Below are 21,372 nucleotides of genomic sequence, written 5' to 3' on the forward strand. Positions count from 1 at the left end.
ACCTCCCTAGCCGCCTGTTATGCTGAAGCAGGGCACAGTATTTGGAGATCACTCAATGGGGCTGTTTGATCGGACTTGGCGAGTTCTGCGAGCTAACCTCAGTAGTGCGGTTAACCAGGCTGAAGATCCTGAAAAAGTGCTGGAGCAGGCCATGGCCGATATGCAGGCCAACCTGATTCAGCTCAGGCAGGCGGTAGCCCAGGCGATCGCCACCCAAAAGCGCACCGAGCGCCAGAGCGCCCAGGCCAAAGCCACCGCTAACGAGTGGTATAACCGGGCTGAGCTGGCCATTCAAAAGGGCGAAGAAGATCTAGCCCGCCAGGCTCTAACCCGCCGCCAAACCTATCTGCAATCGGCCCAGGCCATGGATGCCCAGCTGAACCAGCAGCGGGATGTGGTCACAGGGCTCAAAGACAACATGCGGCGGCTAGAGGCCAAAATTTCCGATGCTCGCACCAAAAAGGATCTCTACATTGCCCGCGCTCGCTCGGCTGAGGCCTCCCAGCGCATTCAAACTATGCTGGGCCAAACCGGTACAGGGGGCTCTATTGCCGCCTTTGAGCAAATGGAGCAGCGGGTGATGGAGCTAGAGGCGCAGTCAGAAGCCCTCGAAGAACTCAGCGGCGACCCCCTAGAGCGCCAGTTTGCTGCCCTAGAAGGGGGCTCAGCCACAGTAGATAGCGAGCTGGCCGCGATGAAAAACCGGCTGGCGGGCCAGGGCGGTAGCCAAGATCGCCTGCCGCCCTCCTAGCTGGGGGGGTACGGTCATGGCAGCCGCTAGGCGCGCTTCCCATTCAAGCAGGGAACCTGGGGGAAAGCGCTATCTAGGGGTTAGGGGTTCGTTTGAATGTTTTAAGGAACACTTTTTGCTGGTTAGCGTATCCTTACAATCGGCCCAATGCGCTTTTTGAACCCATGTCTACCACTACCGAATCTCCCATCGACACCCCAAGTCGTGGCTCCGAAGACTATCCACTCAGTCCGGTACCCGAGGCGGCGCGGCGATCGCTGATTTCCCTGGCTCCCATTCTAGTGGGTTTCACCCTCTACTCTGGGACTCTCTTTGCAGGGGGGCTAGTGGGGCCGTCGTTTCAGTTTTGGCCGAACCTGATGGGTCTGATTGTAGTTGGCAACTTGATCTTGGGATTGTATGCGGCACTGCTAGGCTACATCGCCGGAGAAACCGGGCTGACTACGGTACTCATGGCGCGGTTCAGCTTTGGCAATGTGGGGTCGCGCTGGGTCGATTTTATTCTAGGCTTTACCCAAATTGGGTGGTATGCGTGGGGTTCGGCACTGATGGCGCAGTTGCTCAATACCCTAGCCGGGGTGCCCGAGTCGTGGAATTGGCTGATTATTCTCTTCTTTACCTACGCTTTTTGCTCGACCGCCTACTTTGGCTACCAGGCCATGGATTGGCTGAGCCGGGTGGCCGTGCCCGCCATGGTGCTACTGATGGCCATGAGCCTGACGGTAGCTTCGCGCGATATTGGCGGCTTTGCGGGCTTGCAGGCGGCGACGATCGCCGATCCGCTGCCTCTGGGTGCCGCCATCACCATCATCGTTGGCACCTTTGTATCGGGGGGGACCCAGGCCACCAATTGGAGCCGCTTTGCCAAGAATGGGAAGGTTGGGTTTGTTGCTACGCTGATTGCCTTCTTTTTGGGCAACGGGTTTTTAATTTTTTCGGGGGCGTTTTGCGCCAAGGTCTACGGCGAAGCCGACATCGTGCAGGTGATGGCCCAACAGGGACTGTTGGTCGGCGGTCTGGTGTTGTTCTTCTTGAATATGTGGACCACTCAAGATAACACCATCTACGCTTTCTCGATCGCCGGGTCCAACATGTTTCGCTCTAGCCGCCGCACCCTGTTCGTCTTGGGCGGCGCGACGATCGCGCTGTTTATGGCCTGGGGCGGCATTTACGAAGGGCTGGTGCAGTACCTGATTTTGCTCGGCACCTTTATTCCACCTATTGGCGGCATCATCATGGCCGACTACTGGATCAATCGCCGGGGGCAGTTTCCAGCCCTGGTAGATTCGCAGCCCGCTTTTAACTGGGCGGGGGTAATCGCCTACGTGGGGGCCTCGGCGATCGCATACTTTACCGGCGAAGCCGATTGGGGCATTGTGCCGATCAACGGCGTGGTGTCGGCCCTGGTGCTCTACGTGGGGCTAAGCCGGGTGCTACCAGCGCGGGGATAAGGGGCAGACGCTAGGCACAATCATGGCCTAGTGTCATCCCTCCCTCCAGATGGATACCTTTAACCCGGTTGAGAGCTATGCTGGGGCGCTTGCTTGTTCTCTCCTCTGCCGCCCATGGGTCGTTCTTTTCTGCCTCAAGACAAAGCTAATAAGCGCCAGGCTTCTCCGGTGCCCTGGTTGGTGGGGCTGGCCGGGCTGGTGGGGCTGGTTCTGGGCATCGGCGGCTTTCTCTACCTGCGGGGGGTATTTCGAGCCGAAGCTGACTATGCGATCGCCAACGTTCCTGCCTTCGACGAACCGGGATTTGACCTCACCCTGGTGGGGTTGACTAGCTCCATCGCGACTAGCGGACACATGATCGGCTTTTGGCGCGAGGTCGATGCAGTTTATGCGGCCCGCCAAGCCGCCATCGACGGGGCCGAGCGACTGATTCAGTACGAAACTTACTTTATGACCCCAGGCCGCCGGGCCGACGATTTTGCCGAGGCGCTGGCCCGGCGAGCCCAGGTTGGGGTACGGGTGCAGCTACTGCTCGACCACCATGGTACCGAGGCCATGCCCGACGACTATTGGCAGCGGCTGCGCGATCTGGGGATTGAGCTTCAGTTTTTTCGCAAACCCAACTGGCGCAGGCCGCTGGAGTACAATTCGCGATCGCATCGCAAACTACTGATCATTGACGGAAAACAGGCGCTGATCGGCGGCGCAGGCACCTCTGACTATTGGGATGGTACCGAGTTTGACCACGACACCGCCCCCTGGCTGGAGTTTGAAGTGGCCTACGAAGGTGAAGTGGTAAACCTGCTCCAGGGCAAATTTTTGCAAAACTGGGCCTACTCAGGGGGGCAGCTCAACCTCTCAGACGAAATTCGGCTGGTGCAATCCGACGCCCCGGTTGACCTCTACATTACCGACGATACCTCCAGCCTGAATGAATCCTCCATTCGGCTGCTGATGCAGCTCAGTATGCTGACTGCCCAAGAGCGCCTGTGGATTGGCAGCCCCTACTTTGTGCCCGACGCCAACACCACTCGGGCCCTGCTCACCGCCCACGGAAACGGCGTGGACGTACGAGTGCTCACCATGAGCGCCGCCACCGACAAGCGCATGGTGCACAGGGCCAGCCGCGAGCTGTACGGCGACTTGCTAGAGGCAGGCATTGCCATTTGCGAATACCAGCCCAGCATGATGCACGCCAAGCTGGTGCTGGTCGATGACGCCTGGGTGAGCACCGGCAGCGCCAACTTTGATCCCCGCAGCTACTTCCACAACGACGAGCTAAATATTTCTGGGTCCTACCCCGAACTGGCCCAAGAGATCGAACAGTTCTTTACCGATGCCCTAGCTGACAGCAACTGCCTCACCTACGAGGATTGGCAAAATCGCCCCTGGCTCGAAACCGTCAAAGGTCGCGCCGCACTGCTATTTAAGAATTTGCTGTAGATGGCATAGACCGATCCCAGGGGTCTAGCGGTAGCCCGCTGCCTAGGGCCAGAGTTGGTGCAGACCCCAGGGATCTAGGCTAGCCAAGCTCGATCGCAAACACCCAGTCTTTGTAGACGGCGTCGCGGCCTTCGGTGATGGCGGTGAGCCGGTCACGCAGTTGGTCAGTCACCGGACGATGGGCGGGCAGGCTGTACGACTCAACCCGGCGCACCGGGGTAATTTTGGCCGCTGTGCCGCTGAGGAACACCTCATCGGCGATCAGCAGCTCTGACTTATCAACCGGACGCTCAACTACCTCAATTCCCAGATCGCGGGCCAGGGTAAGAATGCTGTCGCGGGTGATGCCTTCAAGAATGTCTTGCTCGTAGCCGGGGGTGATCAGTTTGCCGTTGCGGACAATAAACACGTTCATGCCCGAGGCTTCGCTGACCTTGCCCTGGGCATTCATCAGAATCGATTCGTCAAAGCCCGACTCCACCGCCTCGGTTTTGGCCAGCGATGAGGTGATGTAAGCGCCGCTGATTTTGCCGCGCAGGGGCAAGCTGCGGTCTTCTTGTCGGTACCACGAGCTAAAGCGGCAGGTGACGCCCTCGGGCGAGAGGTAGTCGCCTAGTTCTAGCCCATAGACAAAAAAGCTTTTCTCAACGTTGTGCAGCCGGGGCGAAATACCCAGGTCTGAGGTATAGACAAAGGGGCGAATGTAAAACGACTTATCGGGGCTGTTTTTACGCACAAAGTCAGTGATCACTGCCTGAATTTTGTCGGCGGGCAGGTCATAGTTGAGTAAGCGGGCGCTGGTGCTAAGCCGCTGGCAGTGGCGATCGAGGCGAAACAGCAACACGCGATCGCCCCCCGCCGGGTCGGGAATCCCCCGCAGCCCGCCAAACGCCCCGGTGCCGTAGTGCAGCGCGTGGGTGGCAATGGAGAGTTTGGCGTCGCTAAAGTCGCAAAACTGGCCTTCGAAGTAGGCGACGGGTAAAAAGTTGTGCATGGCTACGGCTGGGCTGAACACGGCATCCTACAAGAATAGACCGAATAGACAGCCTTATTAAGTTAACGATCTTCAAGTTAGCTGTCGATGACGTTGACAGAGGCCGGGGGCCGTTGGGTGGTTCGCTCGTTGGCGATCGCCGTTTGGGGCGAAATCTCCTGTTTTTACCACCTCCAAAAAGACTTGCCTTGTGGCACCTATAGCTCCTCTCGACGAAGCGATGTGTATCACAAGTGTTTACTAAGTAATAATCATGCCATCGTTCTTGCGGCATCAAAATAGGGATCAGCAGCTAGCAACCTTACCCTCTACGAACCCCAAAACTTCATCAAGTACGCAGTAAAATCTATACCAGAAATTTGATCTAGCTGAGAATTGCCCTCCGTTATCAGCATTCTCAGGCTCAAAGTCTTGATGCCCTAGGGCGGCTTTCTGACCGATCATGCCAGATTATTATAGACCAGTTAAAAAACTGACTGACAGGCAAGATTAAGGGTTGAAATGGGTGGTTAAATTTTCTACAAGCCTGATCTAAGTTTAGTGTTGCTTTCGCTAATTCCTTATGAAAACTCGTTTTTATTTACTGATTTTAGCTTTGGTGATGGTGAGTTGTGCTGGGCAAAATACTGCCGCAGATAATCAGTCTTCTCTCAGTAGCGAATCCACCCAAGCTCAATGCCAACGGTTTAACGCTGGCCTGACAAGCTTTAACGAGCGTTTTACGGCACGGGAAAATGATCGCGATAGTCAGCAGGCGATAGTAGAAAATCTGGTTGCAGTTTTCGATCAGGAAATTCAGCAGTTAGAAGAGCAGAGCTTTGCAGATACGACGCTCCAAGCTCTCTACCAGCAGGCGCTGGGTAGCATCATATTTACTCGTGACAGTATGGTTGACTATCTGGAGGCAACCGAGCGAGGAGATCAGGCAGCAGCAGAGACGGCCTATGGCAATATGCAGGTGATGTCTTACGAAATATCTGAGGTGGTTGGGCAATTTGAGCAGTATTGCGGATCCCAACAGGTCAATGAAGATTCACCAAGTTCCGGTCTTACTGGCGGCTCGCTGACATCTCCCTAGCGATCGCTGCGGCTCGGCCATCTCTAAGCCGCGTAGCCAAACTGCCGTAGAGCACATGGTGCACTTTTTTGGGGTTTAAGGACCAGGTCCTCAAGCTAAACAGCCTTAGGCAACCACATGGCTGCATCTTGCTGGAGCACCGATAGCTAGCTGGGCATGCTCTAGCGAAACGACGGCTAGTAGTCTGGGCCTCGGTGTGGAGGGTGCGCAGCATCGCGATCGGGTTGTCGGCGTGGCCAGACTGTACCTCGGGCAGCTCAAGATAGGGCAGACCAGCTGGGCTGGGCCGCGAACAGTAAGCCGTTTACAGCTCTCTTCACCGACCCCGAGCTTCTATAGCCATAGTCACTTGGGTTAGGACATCCAGATACCTTAGAAACGTTCAAACGTTTTCCGGGAAAATGTCTTACCCAGACTGGCTACAACTCTAAGTGCGAAGAATTATTGAGGTATCGTAGATCACACCAAATCGTCTGGGAACCTTGGAGAAGAACCCATTCAGGCCGCGCGATCGCGCCCTTAATTGCTATGAACAACGCTCTACTCGCTTCTATCCGCGAAGCCGACGGTCGCTACCTAACCGATGCCGAACTGCGCCCCTTCAACACCATGATGGATGCGTTTCAGGTTCGCATGACCCTCTACAACCAGATTAGGGATCACGGCAAAGAGTTGGTGCTCAATGCGCTGCGGCGGCTAATGCAAACCCCCCACCGGCAAGTGGTGCAAGAGCATGGCCAGCAATGTCAGCGCGACATGCTGTTTACCCTGGAATACGTGTCTAAGGGCATCTTGCTCCAAGACGAAGATGGGTTTATGGAAGAGTACCTGGTGTGGATGCAAAATATCATTCGGGCCTTTCATCACCAAAATGCCTGCGTCGCCGCCTATCGCATGCTCAAAGAAGAAGTGCGCACCACCCTACCTAGCGACCAGAGCAACTTGATGATGATCTATCTCGACAAGTTAACTGAAGCCCTCGATACCGGTCTTTAGGGCTTTAGCGCGATCGCCTACCCTAAAGCGTGGGATTAAGCCTGGCGATCATCTTATAGCCACCGCCAGAACGGTGAGGACATGACTGATACGCTTGAAGCGATAGCTATACGCCGTTGCGCTGTCTCAATTTTCAACCGTAGCCAGGGTTCGTCCTAGCACAATGGCCACGCTATATATTCCATGGGCGTTATATGTTGAGCGTTGCCACGCTCAACTTAAAACCTAGGCTAGGGGCTGTAACGACTGCTGCTTGGGCTCTCAGCGGTTACAGCTCCTAGTAACAATTCCTTGCTAAGGCTTTCCAACGTTTCCAGCAGCTCGGTTTAAATTTACACTGAGAAGACATACTCGCTTTAAGTTCAATCCAGAGCACCTCACCCATGGGAAAGTCTCGTCTCAGCCCGCGTCAGCGTTCTTACGAAGCTGACTTGATTAACCGTCTGTCTGATAACCATCAGCTTAACCAGGCCCAACAGCGTATCAGCGGCCTCAGCGACAAAGACCGCGACCTGGTGTCTGAGCGACTCAGTGGCCGCACCCGAGGTCGACTCCGGCAAAACTATTAGATTCCCCGGTTTGGCCCCCACGGCCTTTCATGTCAGATGGAGCGATCGCAGAACCGGGCAGGCCCAAGTCCGTGACTTTTGCGATCGCTCTATTCAACCTACCTAGACCTCATTAATTAGGGGGAGACCCTAGCACCTACCTCTACAGCTTGGTGTGGCTACCGTCGCAGAAGGGGGCGTTTTGGGTGTACTTGCAGGCGCATAGGGCTACCTGTTTGTTCTCCTCCAAAGTAAATTTCAACGGCACAAATTCGGTGCCTTTGTGGGCACCATTACAGAAGGGCTGGTTGGTTGACTGACCGCAGGTGCACCAGTAGTGGTCGCCCGCCTCCAACTCCATCACCACGGGCTTGGTATCGGCAATTATCGGTTCAGCCATCGATCGATCCTCTCTTAGGTTATTTCGTAGCACGGACATCCAGCGGCGGCAGGACAACACCTGCCGCCGCAAGCTTGTGTAGTTGATATTGGCGGCTAACGTGCATTGCTGCACGGATATACCGTAGCCGTCAAATCCGCATCACATCCCCCCATTTCCCTCAGGGGTCATCAAACAGGATTCAGTGTTAGCTATCTCTGGCTTAAGCCGCCATGTCGAACACCAGCACCTCGGCGGCATCGGCAGTCCCGCGTAGGCTCAGGGTATCGAGATCGCGAATAGCGGCCCCGTCGCCAGCGGTGAGGGCATGGCCATTGAGGTCAACAGCACCCCGCACCACCTGCACCCAGGCCACCCGGCTAGCGGCCAGGGTGTGTTCAACGCGATCGCCAGCAGCCAAACTTGTGGTGTAGAGACTCACATCCTGGTGGATGGTGACCGAGCCATCTCGGCCATCGCGAGAGCCCACCAGGCGCAGTTGCCCCTGCTTGGCCGCTGCTGCGATCGCAATTTGTTCATAGCCAGGTTCAAGGCCTTCAGCCTCAGGCAAAATCCAAATTTGCAGAAAGTGCACCGAGTCTTGCTCTGAAGCATTGAACTCGCTGTGACGAATGCCCGTACCCGCTGTCATTCGCTGCACATCGCCAGAGCGAATTACCGACCCCGTGCCCAGGCTGTCTTTGTGCTCCAGTGCGCCATCCAGCACGTAGGTGATGATTTCCATATCGCGGTGGCCGTGGGTGCCAAACCCTGCACTCGGTGTCACTTTGTCTTCGTTGATCACCCGCAGGCTGGCAAAGCCCATGTGGCGAGGGTCATAGTAGTTGCCAAACGAAAAGGTGTGACGAGAATCGAGCCAGCCAAAGTTGGCGGCACCGCGTTCATGGGCAGGACGAATCGTAATCATTAGAGACACCTCCTGAAGTGTCGGTGGATGAGAAACATCCGAATACACTCACGATATACTGGCTTGAATAAAACGACAATAATCAGTTTAATAGACACATTGTCGCCCAAATAAAGACAGTACTGTGGCGATGCCCGGAAAGCGCCCCCTTCTCCCCAGCCCCCTCACTATGGACAAACTCGAAAGTATGCGTGCCTTTACCCAGGTGGTGGAAGCTGGGGGCTTTGCCGCCGCCGCCCGCCAGATGGGTCTGTCGCGATCGCAGGTCAACAAGCTGGTGTTGACTCTCGAAGATCATCTGCAAACCCAGCTCTTGCACCGCACTACCCGCAAAGTCTCCCCCACCGATGCGGGCCGGGCCTACTACGATCGCTGCCTGGCCATCCTGGCCGATCTCGAAGAGGCCGAGCTAGCCCTCACCCGCCTCCAGCAAGAGCCGCGCGGCAGCCTGCGAATTAACGCGCCGATGACCTTTGGCACCCTGCATCTGGCTCCCCTGGTGGTGGAGTTTATGGCCCAGTATCGCGATCTCTACGTCGAGCTAGTGCTCAACGATCGCCTCATCGACCCCATTGAAGAAGGCTTTGATCTCACCCTTCGCATTGCCGCTGAGACCTCTGGCCAAGGGCTCATTGCCCACCCCCTGGCCCCCTGCCCGCTGGTGGTGTGCGCGGCTCCCGCTTATCTACAGCGCCAAGGCACCCCCACCCATCCCGACCAGCTCACCCACCACGCCTGCCTGCACTACGGCCACCGTGCCCAAGACAACAGATGGACTTTGGTGGGCGATGAACCGCACACCGTTACGGTTAAAGGGCCGCTGTGCTGCAACAACGGCGAAGTGCTAAGGGCAGCGGCGATCGCGGGCCTAGGTATTGTCATCCTGCCCAATTTCATGGTGGCAAAAGATTTAGCGGCAGAGCGCTTGCATCCCATCCTCGCTGACTATCCGCCTCCAGCGATCACTATCTATGCCCTATACCCCGTCAATCGCCATCTGTCAGCCAAGGTGACGCGGCTAGTAGAGTTTTTAACGGAGAAAATTGCGGTGCAGGCTAATACCTAACTGAAGCCACACAGCTAAACCACACAACCCTGGCCATCAGGGTCAACTGTAGGCGCAACTGGCCTTGGCCTAGGGCCATATCAGAGAGGGGCTAGGCATTTACCGAACGGCGATGGACTGGGCCAAATCTTCGGGGCTGAGGTGGTCATTGAGAATTTCGCCATCTTTGAACCAAATGATGCGCTGACTGGCGCGAGCCACGTCGGGCTCGTGGGTGACCATCACCACCGTAATGCCCGCAGCGTGAAGGTCGGCAAAGATACCGAGTACGTCGTCGGTCGTGTGGGTATCGAGTGCGCCCGTTGGTTCATCGGCCAGCAACAGCAAGGGCTGGTTGACGATCGCGCGGGCGATCGCCACCCGCTGCTGCTGGCCGCCCGAGAGCTGGGTGGGCTTGTTGTTGATGCGATCGCCCAGTCCCACCCGCTCTAGCGCTTCAGTAGCTCGCTGGCGGCGCAGGTCGCTGCGCACCCCCGCGTAGATCATCGGCAGTTCTACATTCTCCCGCGCGGTGAGTTGGGGCAGCAGGTGAAACTGCTGGAAGACAAAGCCAATTTTTTGATTGCGGATGTGGGCCAGGGCGTCGTCCTCTAAGCTGGCAACATTCTGGCTGTCGAAGAAATATTCTCCAGCGGTGGGGCGATCGAGACAGCCGATCATATTCATGGCGGTCGATTTGCCCGAGCCTGATGGCCCCATAATGGCGCAGTACTCACCGGGGTAAATGGATAGATCCACGTTCCACAGCGCCCGCACCTCGGTGTTGCCTGAGCCGTAGACCTTTTGCAGCTGGCGAAATTCGATCAGGGGAGTGGGCATGAGGGATGAAGGGTGGATGGGTGGAGGGGTGAAGGGTGGAGGGGTGAAGGGTGGAGGGGTGAAGGGGTGAGCTTAAGTCCAGGTTAGCGTAGGCGTCCAGCGTAAATGCAGGCGATGACACTGACCTAGGAGTTGGGATGCCCTACCGCAGGCCTGACTGCACCCGCCACAGGCTGGCGTAGATACCGTTTTTCGCTAGCAATTCTTCATGGCGGCCCCGCTCGACGATTTCGCCCTGGGCCATCACGTAGATACAGTGACAGTGGCGAATGGTAGAAAGGCGGTGGGCGATCGCCAGGGTCGTGCGGTTTTGGGTAATCACCGCTAGCGATCGCTGGATCGCCGCTTCGGTTTCGTTATCTACCGCCGAGGTCGCTTCGTCCAGCACCAAAATTGGCGGGTCTTTGAGAATGGCGCGGGCGATCGCCAGTCGCTGCCGCTGCCCGCCCGAGAGCTTCTGCCCCCGCTCGCCCACAATGGTGTCGTAGCCCTCCGGCATCTGCACAATAAACTCGTGGGCCTCCGCTAGTTTGGCCGCGTGGAGGATTTCGTCGAAGGTGGCGTCAAAGCTGCCGTAGGCAATATTCTCCGCCACCGTACCTGAGAACAAAAATACATCCTGGCTAACCAGGCCAATGCAGCGGCGTAAGTCTTGGGGCAGCAAGTCTTGAATGGCTTGCCCATCGACCAAAATGCGACCCTGCTGGGGCTGATAAAAGCGCAGCAGCAGCTTCACCAGGGTGCTCTTGCCCGAGCCGGTGGCCCCCACCACGCCAATACTCTGCCCAGCCGGAATATGCAGCGAGAGATTTTTCAGCACTGGCTGGCGGTTGGCGTAGGCAAAGCTGACATTCTCGTAGCGGACATCCCCCCTCACCTGCTCCACCGGTAGCGAGTTGCGCCCCGGCACTAGCTCAATCGGCTCATCCAGCAGGCCCAGCACCCGCCGCACCGAGGCCATCGCCCGCTGGTACTCATCCATAATTTCGCTCAGCTGGGTAAAGGGCCACAGCAGTCGCTGAATGATAAACACCATAAAGCCGTAGGTGCCCGCCGACAGGGTGCCGTCGGCCACCGCCATGCCGCCCAAAAATAGCATGGCGGTAAAGCCCACCAAAATGAAAATTCGAATCAGCGGAATGAAAGCGGCGCTGAGGGCGATCGCCCGACGGTTGCTGCGGCGGTAGGCATCGCTGTCTTGGGAGACGCGATCGCGCTCATAGCCCTCTGCCGTAAAGCTCTTAATCGTGGCAATACCCGATAGGTTATTGGCCAGCCGCCCGCTGATCAACCCCGCCTTATCGCGTACCTCAGCGTAGCGCGGGGCCAGCCGCCGCTGAAAGGCGATCGATCCCCCCAGCACAAAGGGAATTGGCAGCATCGCCATCCACGACACCCCCGGTGCCAGGATCAAGAACGTCGCCCCCACCCAAAGCACCGTGGTAAAAAACCGCAGCAGGTTGTGGGCACCCGTATTCAAAAACCGCTCTAGCTGGTTAATGTCATCGTTGAGAATCGACAGCAAACTGCCCGTGCTGCGGTCCTCAAAATAGCTCAGATCCTGGCTTTGCAGATGGCTGTAGGTGTCAAGCCGCAGGTCGTGCTGAAGATTCTGAGCCAGGTTGCGCCACAGCTTGGCATAGATATACTCACTCAGCGACTCCAGACTCCAGATTAAAAACGTCAGCGCCGACAACACCCCCAACTGCCCCGCAATGCTGGTGATGCCCACCCGAGCAATCAGTGAGCTTTCGTTATTGGTCACCACGTCAATGGCGATCCCAATCAGGTAGGGCGGAGCCAGGTCGAAGATGGTATTGAGAATGGAATTGGCGATCGCCCCCCCGATCTGCGGTCGATAGTTGCGCCCATAGCGCAAGAGCCTCTGTAGGGGATGCCGCGCCGATTGAATACTGGCCATAAAGCAAAAGCACAAAGGACAAAAAATCAGCAGCCTGATGATCTCAGGTTAAAGACTGTGCCGCCTATCGGGTAGGCCATGTCCCCTGTGCTGATCACAGGTCGTAGGGTGAAGGGGAAAATTCAACGGCGCAACGAAATGCCCATGTGGCTAAGCTCAAGGCCATACCCCTTGACTGGTGGGCAATGCCGTAAATAAGGTGGGCAATGCCCACCCTACGATCAGCCAAGGCGCTTGATCAAAGCCGCCAACCAGTCAATTTGCAGAACAGAGGTTTAAACCGATGATCAGCCAATCCTTTCCGTCGGGTCCAGGGCGGCGGAACGTCCCTGGTCGATGGGGGTCTGGGGCCAGCGAAATGGCCCCAGCAGCAGATTTGGCCTTGACCTCAATTGTGCGCCGCTTAGCCTATGCGAGATACCCGATATCGTGGATGGTGAATTGCGGCCCCAAATCTTAGGTCAGCGCCTGGGCAGGATTCCAGCCGCGTAGGCAAAGCCGCGCCCTTGGCGCTATGCGCCCTACAGCACTCGCAGCACGCTAGCCACGCTGTGAATCTCCGCATACTCCCGCAGCTCATCCAGCGCCGTCTGAAAATTCGCCTCCGTCACCTCGTGGCTCACAATCACAATCTCCGCCCGCGTCCCATGCTGGCCAATCTGCACCATCGACTCCAAACTCACCTGGTGACGGCCAAAACAGGTACCCAGCTTGCCAATCACCCCCGGTGCATCCTCCGCCAGCAGCCGCACGTAGAACCGACTGACGATGTCGGCCATGGGGCTAACCTTGCAGTAGTGCTGATGACTACAGGCTAGCAGTGGGTTGGTAGCTTGAGGCGTCGTCCCTGCTTGCAGATTCGCCGCCAAATTCAGCAGGTCAGACACCACCGCGCTTGCTGTCGGCCCTTCCCCAGCCCCCGGCCCAAAGAACATCACCTGGCCAATCGGGTCGCCCTCAATCAAAATCGCGTTGTAAACATCGTTCACCGAAGCCAACGGATGGCTCACCGGCACCAGGGTGGGATGTACCCGCAGTTGAAGCTGATCCAGCGCCTGGTCGGAGGTCTCGTCAAACTCCCCCTCACGACGGGCGATCGCCAGCAGCTTAATCACAAACCCGAGGCGATCGGCATAGGCAATATCCGCCGCCGTCACCTGGCGAATCCCCTCGCTATAGACCTCAGAGAGTTTTATCCGGCCACCAAAGGCCAGCGACGCCAAAATTGCAATCTTATCAGCCGCATCCAGTCCGTCCACATCGGCACTGGGGTCAGCCTCGGCGTAGCCCAACCGCTGGGCATCGGCCAAAATCGGCTCAAAGTCGCCCCCCTCCCGCTGCATGCGAGTCAGGATGTAGTTGGTGGTGCCGTTGATAATCCCCGTCACCGCATGGATGCGATTCACCCCCAGGGCCTGCTTTAGCGGCTGAATCACCGGAATGCCCCCTGCCACCGCCGCCTCCAGCAGCACATAGACCCCCGCCTCATTGGCAGCGGTAAAGATCTCGTCGCCGTAGCGGGCGATCACCGCTTTATTAGCGGTAACCACGTGCTTGCCGTGGGCGATCGCCTTGAGAATCAGCGATCGCGCCGGCTCTAGCCCTCCCATCACCTCCACCACCGCGTCAATGGTGGGGTCAGCCACAATGCTTTCTAGATCGGTAGTGAGGCGATCCGGCTCAATGGCGATCGATCGGGGCTTATCTAAACTGCGCACCCCCACCCGAGCCAACTCAATCTGCCCCACCAGCGGGTGGCGATGGGCCGGATCGAGCAAAATCTTAGCCGTCCCCGACCCCACCGTTCCCAGCCCCAGCAAACCGACACGCATAAACAATGGCCTGACTTCCTTAACTGCGATCGCTATGCCCAATTGTAAAGGGTATTGTTGCTCACCCCAGTCACCGATACCGATGGCTACAAAAAAGGAAGGGCCAAAACCCTTCCTTCTCTAAACGTCAGAGCGAACAATAGCCCGCTCTGACCCGATATTTTCCGTCAGCAGCTCAACCTTAGTAGGTCTCTACGTGCCAGCGGTGGTCTTTCTTCATTTGCTTACGGAATTCGGTCCAGTCGACACCGTGCTTGCTAGCTTCTGCCGCCATTGCCTCGTCGATACCATCTTCCATCCCCTTCAGACCACACATGTAAGTGTGGGTGTTGGGCTTCTGCATCAGCTCCCATAGTTCGGCGGCATGCTCACCCACCCGGTGCTGAATGTACATGCGTCCTCCCTCAGCATTTTGCTGTTCGCGGCTGATGGCGTAGGTGAGCTTAAAGTGATCAGCATACTGATCCTGCATTTGCTCCAATTCCTCTTTGTAGAGGACGTTGCCCGTATAGGGCACCCCAAAGATCAGCCAGGCTAAGCCCTTGAACTGATAGTCAGGGTTGGCCTGACGCTCGGCATCCTTGAACATACGCCAGAGATAAGCGCGGAAGGGAGCAATACCAGTGCCTGTTGCCAACATGATGATGGTGGCATCAGGATCATCGGGCAGTAGCATTTCTTTGCCAACTGGCCCGGTGATCTTTACATCGGCCCCAGGTTCAATGCCGCATAGAAACGTCGAGCAGGTGCCATAGACAGTCTCCCCCGACTCAGGATGCTTGTACTCTAGCTGGCGCACACAGAGCGACACGGTTTTGTCGTCCATATTGTCGCCATGGCGAGTCGAGGCAATAGAGTACAGGCGCAGCTTATGGGGCTTGCCCTTATCGTCAGTGCCGTCGGGAATAATGCCAATACTCTGGCCTTCTACGTAGTGCAGATTGCCCTCAGACAGGTCGAAGGTAATGTGCTGCACAATACCCGTCCCGCCTTCTCGAACCAGGGGCTCATTCGACAACACCTTGCCGACGTAGGGGCTGTTAGGCTTATAGAGGTTAACAGGCACGCTAGCAGCGGCCTTTTTAGGTGCGGCTTGAGTCATGGGCTTTTCAGTGGTTTGGGTGGGTGCGGTTCCTGCTGGGGTAGCAGCTTCGGCAGACACAACCACAGGCGCAGTGATCGGCGTAGGCTCGGCATTGCTCACGGTACCCACGTCTTCCATGGGTCGAATGCTCACAATCTTGCCGCCCATACGGGTGATCCGCTGCATCTCCTGATTCATACGGGTATAGGGCACCGCAATGAACACACTGCCACTCTTGCGAATGGGATTGGCCATATTGTCGGTTTCCGCGCTCTGGCGCAGACCCTGCACCTCGTATAAAAACAAACGGCTTCCGGCCTCAGTACTGGCGTTGCCGCCGCTCACACTTGGATTGTACATATCTAAAATCTTTTGACTCTCTAGACCCAACTAAGTGCGACGGAGGCACACCGTCATGACCCGTCGCATTACCTCCTAATGATCCAACTCAGATGGCCCATGGCCAATCTAAAGGCGGCAGCACTAGAAATACTTTTAGCTTAGGGTATCACTGTAAGACGATGTAATGCCGATGGCTAAGAGAGATCACAGGCTGTGCAGCCCATTTCACTCCATGCCCAACCTGACCTATACCCCAGTGAATGTCTGCACTCTAGTCATATCCTGCGGGAAAGACTGTGTCCGTTGCAGCAGCAGGCGTTAAGTTAATCTAAAATCTCTCTCTTGGTAAATAATCGGAACATAAACGCTTGAGCGATCCCCCACCAAAAACTGTTGTGAAGGATACTAGCTTCTGATAGGATGGGGCTAATTGCGGTAGAAATACTTATCCTCTTAGGCAGCTTTGTGCCTTCGGCCATTCAGCCGCTTGAGAGGAGTATAAGAAGAGTCGATGCTTATCTGGAAAGCCAACTTTCCGACGGGCGAGCGGTAGTATGCAAGATGCTAGGGGAGGCTGTAGGTGTTCTCCCACGCTAGAGCATCTCCGGCTTCATCGGCGCGACATTCGCAAGTTATTCACCTTAGAGGGGTTTTATTCTAGGGTGCTGGGGCACGGTCAGACCAGGTTAAAGGTCTTGGAATGGCCCTCTCCTGCTGCGTTGCAGCGCTGGGTTGTGTTTACAGAAAGTTGTTAAGAGGGAACCTATGATCAGCAAGCCAGATAAGGTAGTTCTAATTGGTGTCGCCGGCGACTCTGGGTGTGGCAAATCGACATTTCTACGGCGACTGAGCGACTTGTTCGGCGCTGAATTCATGACCGTTATCTGTCTAGATGACTACCACAGCCTCGATCGCAAGCAGCGTAAGGTTGCCGGAGTCACGGCCCTCAACCCCAAGGCCAACAACTTTGATCTGATGTACGAACAGATCAAGGCTTTGAAGGAAGGCAACAGCATCGATAAGCCAATCTACAACCACGAAACTGGCGAGCTCGACCCTCCCGAACGCGTTGACCCCAACCGCATCATTGTGATCGAAGGGCTACACCCCCTCTACGACGAGCGCGTACGTGGCCTGCTTGACTTCAGCGTCTATCTCGATATCAGTGACGAAGTCAAAATTGCCTGGAAAATTCAGCGCGATATGGCCGAGCGTGGCCACACCTACGAAGATGTGCTGGCTTCCATCAACGCCCGCCGGCCCGACTTTGAAGCCTATATCGACATCCAAAAGCAGTACGCCGATGTCGTTATTCAAATTCTGCCCACCCAGCTAATCCCCAACGACGAAGAGAAAAAGGTGCTACGAGTGCGCCTCATGCAGCGGGAGGGCATCGAAGGCTTCGATCCCGTCTACCTCTTCGACGAAGGCTCCACCATCGACTGGATTCCCTGTGGTCGGAAGCTTACCTGCTCTTACCCCGGCATTCGCATGCACTACGGCCCCGATTCTTACTATGGCCATGAGGTCTCAGTACTAGAGGTTGACGGTCAGTTCGATCGCCTCGAAGAGCTGATCTACATCGAAAGCCACCTCAGCAACACCTCCACCAAGTACTACGGTGAAATGACCGAGCTACTGCTCAAGCACCGTGAGTATCCCGGCTCTACCAACGGTAGTGGCTTGTTCCAGGTATTGGTGGGCCTCAAAATGCGCGCTACCTATGAGCGGCTAATCTCTGCCGATCGCGAAGTGGCAACCACAGCCTAGGGAACAAAGCCGGCATTAAGACTTCAGGTTTTGAATTCGAGCTAGGCCTGAATTCAAAACCTGAAGTCAAACCCCGGTTCCATCAAATCTATCTGGCTTAACCAGGGAGAGGGTATCGAGTTAGATATTCTCTCTTTTTTGTGGCAATACTTATCGCAGCTGCTGACGAGGCTACGGCTAACATCATTTGATAAATGTGACGCCGGCAATCCGGCGATCGCAGCAAAACTGGCCAACCTTGCCGCACACGCACCCTCTCAAAGACCACGCCAGGGAGATAGAACAAGTTCTCGCCAGCGCAGTCATGCATCCAGAGACACCCAGAGGGCAGCGTTAGCGAGAGGTCAACGTCAGGGTTTGGTTAGGCTCAACCACGACCACCCGCTGGGCCGTCGTATTGCCAATAATGGCCCCAGCTGCGGCCCCGCCGATAATACTACCCACCGAAACGCGACCTCGTAAAATGCCGTCTATAGCCGCGCCCCCCGCAGCCCCAATGCCAGCATCGGTCAGAATAGCCCCTGTGGTAGTTTGGCGAGGATCTTTAATGTCGCGCAGCAACTCGGATACGGCATTAACTGCATAGACTTGGTTACCGACTTCAACAGCCGTAGCCACATAGCGTATACCGCCCTCTGCAGGCTCAAATCGACCTCGCAACACAGCCCCAGCAGGAATACTCCGACCATTGAGGTTGGTGGCGGCCCCCACTTGAAGCGTCTGCTCCACGGTAGCGTCCGTGTTAAGGTACAGCGTTTCGCTATTGGGAGTAATAGCCTGAATCGGCAACGACACAAACAGCTGAGCCTGAGCACTAGGGGCCAGGGCAAAGCCAGCCGTCGGCATCAGGGTGATGGCTAGAGCGGCCAAAGGAGTTACTTTCATCACGACCTCCGGAGGGATACAATCAGCTGTTCGAAGGAACAGAGCTAATCTGAGGGTTAGGGTAAAGGCGCAAGCCAAGCTTGTCGTCAATGGTGATGTACTGGCCTAATACGCCTACTCTAGAGTTTCGCCTACTCAGAGCCGCTCTCCAGCTTTCACCCATCAAAGATGAAGACGGGCTGAGTATTTGAATGTTCCTGCCTGAGTTGGGCACTACTATGCAATCTACCGCTGACTACACCTGTGCGTTTTGTGGCGAAACCAGCACCACATTCATTGATATTTCAGCCGGGCTAACCCAGACCTACATCGAAGACTGCCAGGTATGCTGTCGCCCTAACCAGCTCTACATCGCGATCGATGACATTTCTCTTGATATTGAAATTGCCACTGACTATCTGGAGTAAATACTGCCATCATAGTCTGTTTTTTCTTGGGCACTTCTATCTCGTAGTCTCAGTAAACTACGGGGTATGAAAAAAATCTGAGCTGTCGGGAGCTAGCTTCCCTGGACAGCCTTGGGGCTTTTCTCTGCTCAAAGTCTTGGCTTGTGACCCATGCCTGATTCTTCCCCATCTCGGCCCGCCTTTAAAGCCCAATTGAGCAAATTGCTCTATGCTCCAACCACAGAATTTGTGCTGATTGGGCTGATTTTGCTGTCGGTGCTGCTGATTTTTATGGAGGTGGGTACTAGTAGCGATCGCCTTTTTCACCAGCGAATACTGCATCTGCAAACAGGACTCACCACGATTTTTTGGCTAGAGCTAGCGGCCCGCTGCTGGGTCGCCAGCAACCGACGACGATTTTTGAGTCTGTACTGGGTCGATATTTTGTCGGTAGTGCCGTTTCCATCACAGTTGACGGTGCTGCGGCTGCTGCGGCTGCTGCGACTGCTGCGAGTTAGCACGCTGATGAACCGTAACCTAGCGCGGTTTTCACCCGCTCTGGCCCTGGGGGTGAGGGCCCAAATCGGCCTGCTGTCGAGCCTAGGGGTCATTGTTCTCACCGGAACCCTAGGGCTTTACCTCATTGAAGGCAGTGAGAACCCCGATGCCGATACCCTGACGAAAACCTTTTGGTGGAGTCTGTTGACCTTAGTAGCAGCCGAACCCATTGGGGCTGAGCCTGAAACCCCGATTGGGCGTGGCTTAACCCTAATGTTGATGTTGGGAGGATTGACGCTGTTTGCAGTAGTGACCGGTCTAGTCTCTGCCATTATGGTGCAGCGGCTGGGTTCTACAAGGGAGTTTCGCTCAATGGAATTAGATGAATTATCGGGCCACACGGTGATCTGCGGCTGGAACCGCAACGGTGCCCACGTGGTAGAAGAGATGCTGCTTGATCCTGACATGCAAAACCACCCCATAGTCGTTGTGGCAGAGTTTACTGAAACTCCTGAGCAGGCCTTACACCACCTCAATCTATCAAATCTATACTTTCACACCGCCGACTACACTCGCATTGATGTGCTGCAAACTATCAATATTGTGCACGCTGCCCGGGCCATCTTACTAGCTGACACCTCGCGCCCCCGTAGCGACCAAGACATCGATGCCCGCACGGTGCTGGCAGCCCTCACCATAGAAAAGCTCAATCCGGCGGTATACACCTGCGCCCAACTGCTCGATCGCCTCAATGACGTGCAGCTCAAGGTAGCCGGAGTCGACGATGTGATCGTAGCCGATGAGATCACCAGCCACATGATCGCCGCCTCGGCCCGCACCCAGGGATCGATTGAGGTGCTGGCCGAGTTGCTAACGGTGCAGGTAGGCAACCAGATCTACAAAATACCGATACCGCCCAGCTGGGTCGATCTGCCTTTTTGGCAAGCAGTCGATCGCCTTAAGCAACAGCAAGACGCCTTGCCCATCGCGGTGGAAGTGGGTCAGCCCCAGCGTCGTACCCTGGTTAACCCCCCATCCGACTACCGGTTGGCCAGTAAAGATCAGCTCGTGGTAATCGCACGAAGGATGCCAAAAATTACCGAAAACTGAATGAGCCAGATCTCGGATAGGTAGCCCTGAAAGCCTGAAATCACGATACGGAGAGGGAGGGATTCGAACCCTCGGTGCTTGCGCACACCCGATTTCAAGTCGGGCGCATTCGACCACTCTGCCACCTCTCCAAAGGGGGATGACTGCCATAGCAGCAGCGTCCTTCACTGTTATATCACCCCAGCGACCCCACCTGACAGGGGATCTACCTGCCTATAGCTAGACCACCTGCCCGCTGACGGTGTGCCAGACAATTCACAGGCACAAGGGGGAGCAAAGAAGGTAAGGCTCTTCGTCACAATGTTTCACATTAACCACGCGTTTCTTTGGAGCCACAGCGCCACCTCTATACAAGTTTTTGAGGGTTGCCTCAGAGGTTTGTTGGTGGTCATGAGATATCGGCCTACTACATAGAAGTTATGAGTCAATCCATGTTCTCGACCTGGCCTGTTTCCCTTAGTGCCCCTAAGTCTGCTGTCAAGCCTGAACAGTTGACCAGCACAGAACTGGTAGCCCTTTGCCAGCAACGGCTACGGCCTGAGCGAATAATGTTTGCTGAACTTCTGCGTCGCTACCAAAGCCATGTAGATAAACTGCTCTACCACCTGGCTCCCGACTGGCCCGATCGCGCCGATCTGGCCCAAGAGGTGTGGATTCGGGTCTATCGCAACATGCGTCGTTTAAACGACCCCGCTAAATTCAAAGGCTGGCTAGGGCGCATCACCACCAACCTGTTCTACGATGAACTGCGGCGACGCAAGCGCAACCGCGCCACCCTGTCTCTCGATGCCCCTCTGACCCTAGAGGATGGCACCATTGATTGGGATGTTCCGGCCAATGCTCCCGGTCCGGTAGACACCATGATGACTCGGGAGTTTTACGATCAACTCCATCGCGCTATTGCAGACCTCCCGGAAGTCTTTCGCACCACTATTGTGTTGCGCGAGATTCAAGGGCTGTCCTACGAGGAGATTGCCGATATGACCGGCGTCTCTTTGGGTACGGTCAAGTCTCGAATTGCCCGTGCTCGACAACGCTTGCAGACCGACCTCCAACCCTATTTGGGCCACTAAAGCGCTAGGTAAAAGTCA

Annotated in this window: 19 protein-coding genes and 1 tRNA gene; 11 read left to right on the forward strand and 9 right to left on the reverse strand. The window is 56.0% G+C overall.

The window, feature by feature from the left end; translation table 11 throughout:
• Positions 1 to 55: 55 nt before the first annotated feature.
• From RRF56_RS07710 to RRF56_RS07720, 3 genes are all read left to right on the forward strand, one after another.
• The gene (locus RRF56_RS07710; RefSeq protein WP_317037056.1) at positions 56 to 751 is read left to right on the forward strand and encodes a PspA/IM30 family protein; all 696 of its coding nucleotides are present in this window, start codon (positions 56 to 58) and stop codon (positions 749 to 751) included.
• Positions 752 to 915: 164 nt separating this feature from the next.
• Positions 916 to 2,202, forward strand: a complete 1,287-nt coding sequence (gene codB, locus RRF56_RS07715; RefSeq protein WP_317037057.1) for a cytosine permease — start codon at positions 916 to 918, stop codon at positions 2,200 to 2,202.
• Between the two features lie 114 nt (positions 2,203 to 2,316).
• Positions 2,317 to 3,645 carry a phosphatidylserine/phosphatidylglycerophosphate/cardiolipin synthase family protein gene (locus RRF56_RS07720; protein ID WP_317037058.1) on the forward strand — a complete coding sequence of 443 codons (1,329 nt, stop codon included), beginning with the start codon at positions 2,317 to 2,319 and terminating at the stop codon, positions 3,643 to 3,645.
• 79 nt (positions 3,646 to 3,724) lie between these two features.
• Here the strand turns inward: RRF56_RS07720 and RRF56_RS07725 are convergent, their stop codons facing one another.
• Positions 3,725 to 4,639, reverse strand: a complete 915-nt coding sequence (locus tag RRF56_RS07725) for a branched-chain amino acid transaminase (protein ID WP_317037059.1) — start codon at positions 4,637 to 4,639, stop codon at positions 3,725 to 3,727.
• Between the two features lie 562 nt (positions 4,640 to 5,201).
• On the opposite strand from RRF56_RS07725, the gene RRF56_RS07730 reads away from it, so the two are divergent.
• From RRF56_RS07730 to RRF56_RS07740, 3 genes are all read left to right on the forward strand, one after another.
• Positions 5,202 to 5,717, forward strand: coding sequence for a hypothetical protein (locus tag RRF56_RS07730; RefSeq protein WP_317037060.1), 516 nt, complete (start codon positions 5,202 to 5,204; stop codon positions 5,715 to 5,717).
• Between the two features lie 528 nt (positions 5,718 to 6,245).
• Entirely contained in the window at positions 6,246 to 6,713 is a 468-nt protein-coding gene (locus tag RRF56_RS07735; RefSeq protein WP_317037061.1) for a hypothetical protein, read from the forward strand.
• A 383-nt stretch (positions 6,714 to 7,096) separates the two neighbouring features.
• The gene (locus RRF56_RS07740) at positions 7,097 to 7,282 is read left to right on the forward strand and encodes a hypothetical protein (RefSeq protein ID WP_275334725.1); all 186 of its coding nucleotides are present in this window, start codon (positions 7,097 to 7,099) and stop codon (positions 7,280 to 7,282) included.
• A gap of 142 nt (positions 7,283 to 7,424) precedes the next feature.
• Here the strand turns inward: RRF56_RS07740 and RRF56_RS07745 are convergent, their stop codons facing one another.
• Both RRF56_RS07745 and RRF56_RS07750 read right to left on the reverse strand, forming a co-directional pair.
• On the reverse strand, positions 7,425 to 7,661 hold the full coding sequence (locus RRF56_RS07745) for a CDGSH iron-sulfur domain-containing protein (RefSeq protein ID WP_317037062.1): 237 nt from the start codon (positions 7,659 to 7,661) through the stop codon (positions 7,425 to 7,427).
• A 202-nt stretch (positions 7,662 to 7,863) separates the two neighbouring features.
• The gene (locus tag RRF56_RS07750; protein WP_317037063.1) at positions 7,864 to 8,568 is read right to left on the reverse strand and encodes a pirin family protein; all 705 of its coding nucleotides are present in this window, start codon (positions 8,566 to 8,568) and stop codon (positions 7,864 to 7,866) included.
• Between the two features lie 169 nt (positions 8,569 to 8,737).
• Between RRF56_RS07750 and RRF56_RS07755 the strand changes: the two genes are divergently transcribed.
• Complete coding sequence (locus tag RRF56_RS07755) at positions 8,738 to 9,634, forward strand: LysR family transcriptional regulator (RefSeq protein ID WP_317037064.1); 897 nt, start codon at positions 8,738 to 8,740, stop codon at positions 9,632 to 9,634.
• A 99-nt stretch (positions 9,635 to 9,733) separates the two neighbouring features.
• Here RRF56_RS07755 and RRF56_RS07760 read toward each other — a convergent pair whose 3' ends face one another.
• The 4 genes from RRF56_RS07760 to petH all read right to left on the reverse strand — a co-directional run bounded on the left by RRF56_RS07760 (position 9,734) and on the right by petH (position 15,650).
• Positions 9,734 to 10,453 carry an ABC transporter ATP-binding protein gene (locus tag RRF56_RS07760; RefSeq protein ID WP_317037065.1) on the reverse strand — a complete coding sequence of 240 codons (720 nt, stop codon included), beginning with the start codon at positions 10,451 to 10,453 and terminating at the stop codon, positions 9,734 to 9,736.
• A gap of 142 nt (positions 10,454 to 10,595) precedes the next feature.
• Entirely contained in the window at positions 10,596 to 12,374 is a 1,779-nt protein-coding gene (locus RRF56_RS07765) for an ABC transporter ATP-binding protein (protein ID WP_317037066.1), read from the reverse strand.
• Between the two features lie 521 nt (positions 12,375 to 12,895).
• Complete coding sequence (locus RRF56_RS07770) at positions 12,896 to 14,206, reverse strand: homoserine dehydrogenase (protein WP_317037067.1); 1,311 nt, start codon at positions 14,204 to 14,206, stop codon at positions 12,896 to 12,898.
• A gap of 181 nt (positions 14,207 to 14,387) precedes the next feature.
• Positions 14,388 to 15,650: a ferredoxin--NADP reductase gene (gene petH / locus RRF56_RS07775; protein ID WP_317037068.1), complete on the reverse strand. Its 1,263-nt coding sequence runs from the start codon at positions 15,648 to 15,650 to the stop codon at positions 14,388 to 14,390.
• A gap of 747 nt (positions 15,651 to 16,397) precedes the next feature.
• Between petH and RRF56_RS07780 the strand changes: the two genes are divergently transcribed.
• Complete coding sequence (locus RRF56_RS07780) at positions 16,398 to 17,402, forward strand: phosphoribulokinase (RefSeq protein ID WP_317037069.1); 1,005 nt, start codon at positions 16,398 to 16,400, stop codon at positions 17,400 to 17,402.
• Between the two features lie 333 nt (positions 17,403 to 17,735).
• On the opposite strand, the gene RRF56_RS07785 is transcribed toward RRF56_RS07780, so the two are convergent.
• Positions 17,736 to 18,287: a hypothetical protein gene (locus tag RRF56_RS07785; RefSeq protein ID WP_317037070.1), complete on the reverse strand. Its 552-nt coding sequence runs from the start codon at positions 18,285 to 18,287 to the stop codon at positions 17,736 to 17,738.
• Between the two features lie 218 nt (positions 18,288 to 18,505).
• On the opposite strand from RRF56_RS07785, the gene RRF56_RS07790 reads away from it, so the two are divergent.
• Both RRF56_RS07790 and RRF56_RS07795 read left to right on the forward strand, forming a co-directional pair.
• Entirely contained in the window at positions 18,506 to 18,694 is a 189-nt protein-coding gene (locus RRF56_RS07790) for a CPXCG motif-containing cysteine-rich protein (RefSeq protein WP_317037071.1), read from the forward strand.
• 150 nt (positions 18,695 to 18,844) lie between these two features.
• Positions 18,845 to 20,281, forward strand: a complete 1,437-nt coding sequence (locus RRF56_RS07795) for an ion transporter (RefSeq protein ID WP_317037072.1) — start codon at positions 18,845 to 18,847, stop codon at positions 20,279 to 20,281.
• Between the two features lie 48 nt (positions 20,282 to 20,329).
• On the opposite strand, the gene RRF56_RS07800 is transcribed toward RRF56_RS07795, so the two are convergent.
• Positions 20,330 to 20,412: transfer RNA gene (locus RRF56_RS07800), tRNA-Ser, on the reverse strand.
• 288 nt (positions 20,413 to 20,700) lie between these two features.
• Between RRF56_RS07800 and RRF56_RS07805 the strand changes: the two genes are divergently transcribed.
• Positions 20,701 to 21,354, forward strand: a complete 654-nt coding sequence (locus RRF56_RS07805) for a sigma-70 family RNA polymerase sigma factor (protein WP_410510547.1) — start codon at positions 20,701 to 20,703, stop codon at positions 21,352 to 21,354.
• Positions 21,355 to 21,372 lie beyond the last annotated feature (18 nt).

This window comes from Nodosilinea sp. E11, assembly GCF_032813545.1.
Lineage (GTDB): Bacteria > Cyanobacteriota > Cyanobacteriia > Phormidesmidales > Phormidesmidaceae > Nodosilinea.

Excerpts from the sequence above, each read along its gene's own strand:
- RRF56_RS07765 (WP_317037066.1), bottom strand. The coding sequence starts at position 12,374 with ATGGCCAGTATTCAATCGGCGCGGCATCCCCTACAGAGGCTCTTGCGC.
- RRF56_RS07805 (WP_410510547.1), top strand. The coding sequence starts at position 20,701 with ATGAGTCAATCCATGTTCTCGACCTGGCCTGTTTCCCTTAGTGCCCCT.
- RRF56_RS07735 (WP_317037061.1), top strand. The coding sequence starts at position 6,246 with ATGAACAACGCTCTACTCGCTTCTATCCGCGAAGCCGACGGTCGCTAC.
- RRF56_RS07760 (WP_317037065.1), bottom strand. The coding sequence starts at position 10,453 with ATGCCCACTCCCCTGATCGAATTTCGCCAGCTGCAAAAGGTCTACGGC.
- RRF56_RS07710 (WP_317037056.1), top strand. The coding sequence starts at position 56 with ATGGGGCTGTTTGATCGGACTTGGCGAGTTCTGCGAGCTAACCTCAGT.
- petH (WP_317037068.1), bottom strand. The coding sequence starts at position 15,650 with ATGTACAATCCAAGTGTGAGCGGCGGCAACGCCAGTACTGAGGCCGGA.
- RRF56_RS07720 (WP_317037058.1), top strand. The coding sequence starts at position 2,317 with ATGGGTCGTTCTTTTCTGCCTCAAGACAAAGCTAATAAGCGCCAGGCT.
- RRF56_RS07780 (WP_317037069.1), top strand. The coding sequence starts at position 16,398 with ATGATCAGCAAGCCAGATAAGGTAGTTCTAATTGGTGTCGCCGGCGAC.
- codB (WP_317037057.1), top strand. The coding sequence starts at position 916 with ATGTCTACCACTACCGAATCTCCCATCGACACCCCAAGTCGTGGCTCC.
- RRF56_RS07725 (WP_317037059.1), bottom strand. The coding sequence starts at position 4,639 with ATGCACAACTTTTTACCCGTCGCCTACTTCGAAGGCCAGTTTTGCGAC.
- RRF56_RS07785 (WP_317037070.1), bottom strand. The coding sequence starts at position 18,287 with ATGAAAGTAACTCCTTTGGCCGCTCTAGCCATCACCCTGATGCCGACG.
- RRF56_RS07745 (WP_317037062.1), bottom strand. The coding sequence starts at position 7,661 with ATGGCTGAACCGATAATTGCCGATACCAAGCCCGTGGTGATGGAGTTG.
- RRF56_RS07750 (WP_317037063.1), bottom strand. The coding sequence starts at position 8,568 with ATGATTACGATTCGTCCTGCCCATGAACGCGGTGCCGCCAACTTTGGC.
- RRF56_RS07755 (WP_317037064.1), top strand. The coding sequence starts at position 8,738 with ATGGACAAACTCGAAAGTATGCGTGCCTTTACCCAGGTGGTGGAAGCT.
- RRF56_RS07740 (WP_275334725.1), top strand. The coding sequence starts at position 7,097 with ATGGGAAAGTCTCGTCTCAGCCCGCGTCAGCGTTCTTACGAAGCTGAC.
- RRF56_RS07730 (WP_317037060.1), top strand. The coding sequence starts at position 5,202 with ATGAAAACTCGTTTTTATTTACTGATTTTAGCTTTGGTGATGGTGAGT.
- RRF56_RS07790 (WP_317037071.1), top strand. The coding sequence starts at position 18,506 with ATGCAATCTACCGCTGACTACACCTGTGCGTTTTGTGGCGAAACCAGC.
- RRF56_RS07770 (WP_317037067.1), bottom strand. The coding sequence starts at position 14,206 with ATGCGTGTCGGTTTGCTGGGGCTGGGAACGGTGGGGTCGGGGACGGCT.
- RRF56_RS07795 (WP_317037072.1), top strand. The coding sequence starts at position 18,845 with ATGCCTGATTCTTCCCCATCTCGGCCCGCCTTTAAAGCCCAATTGAGC.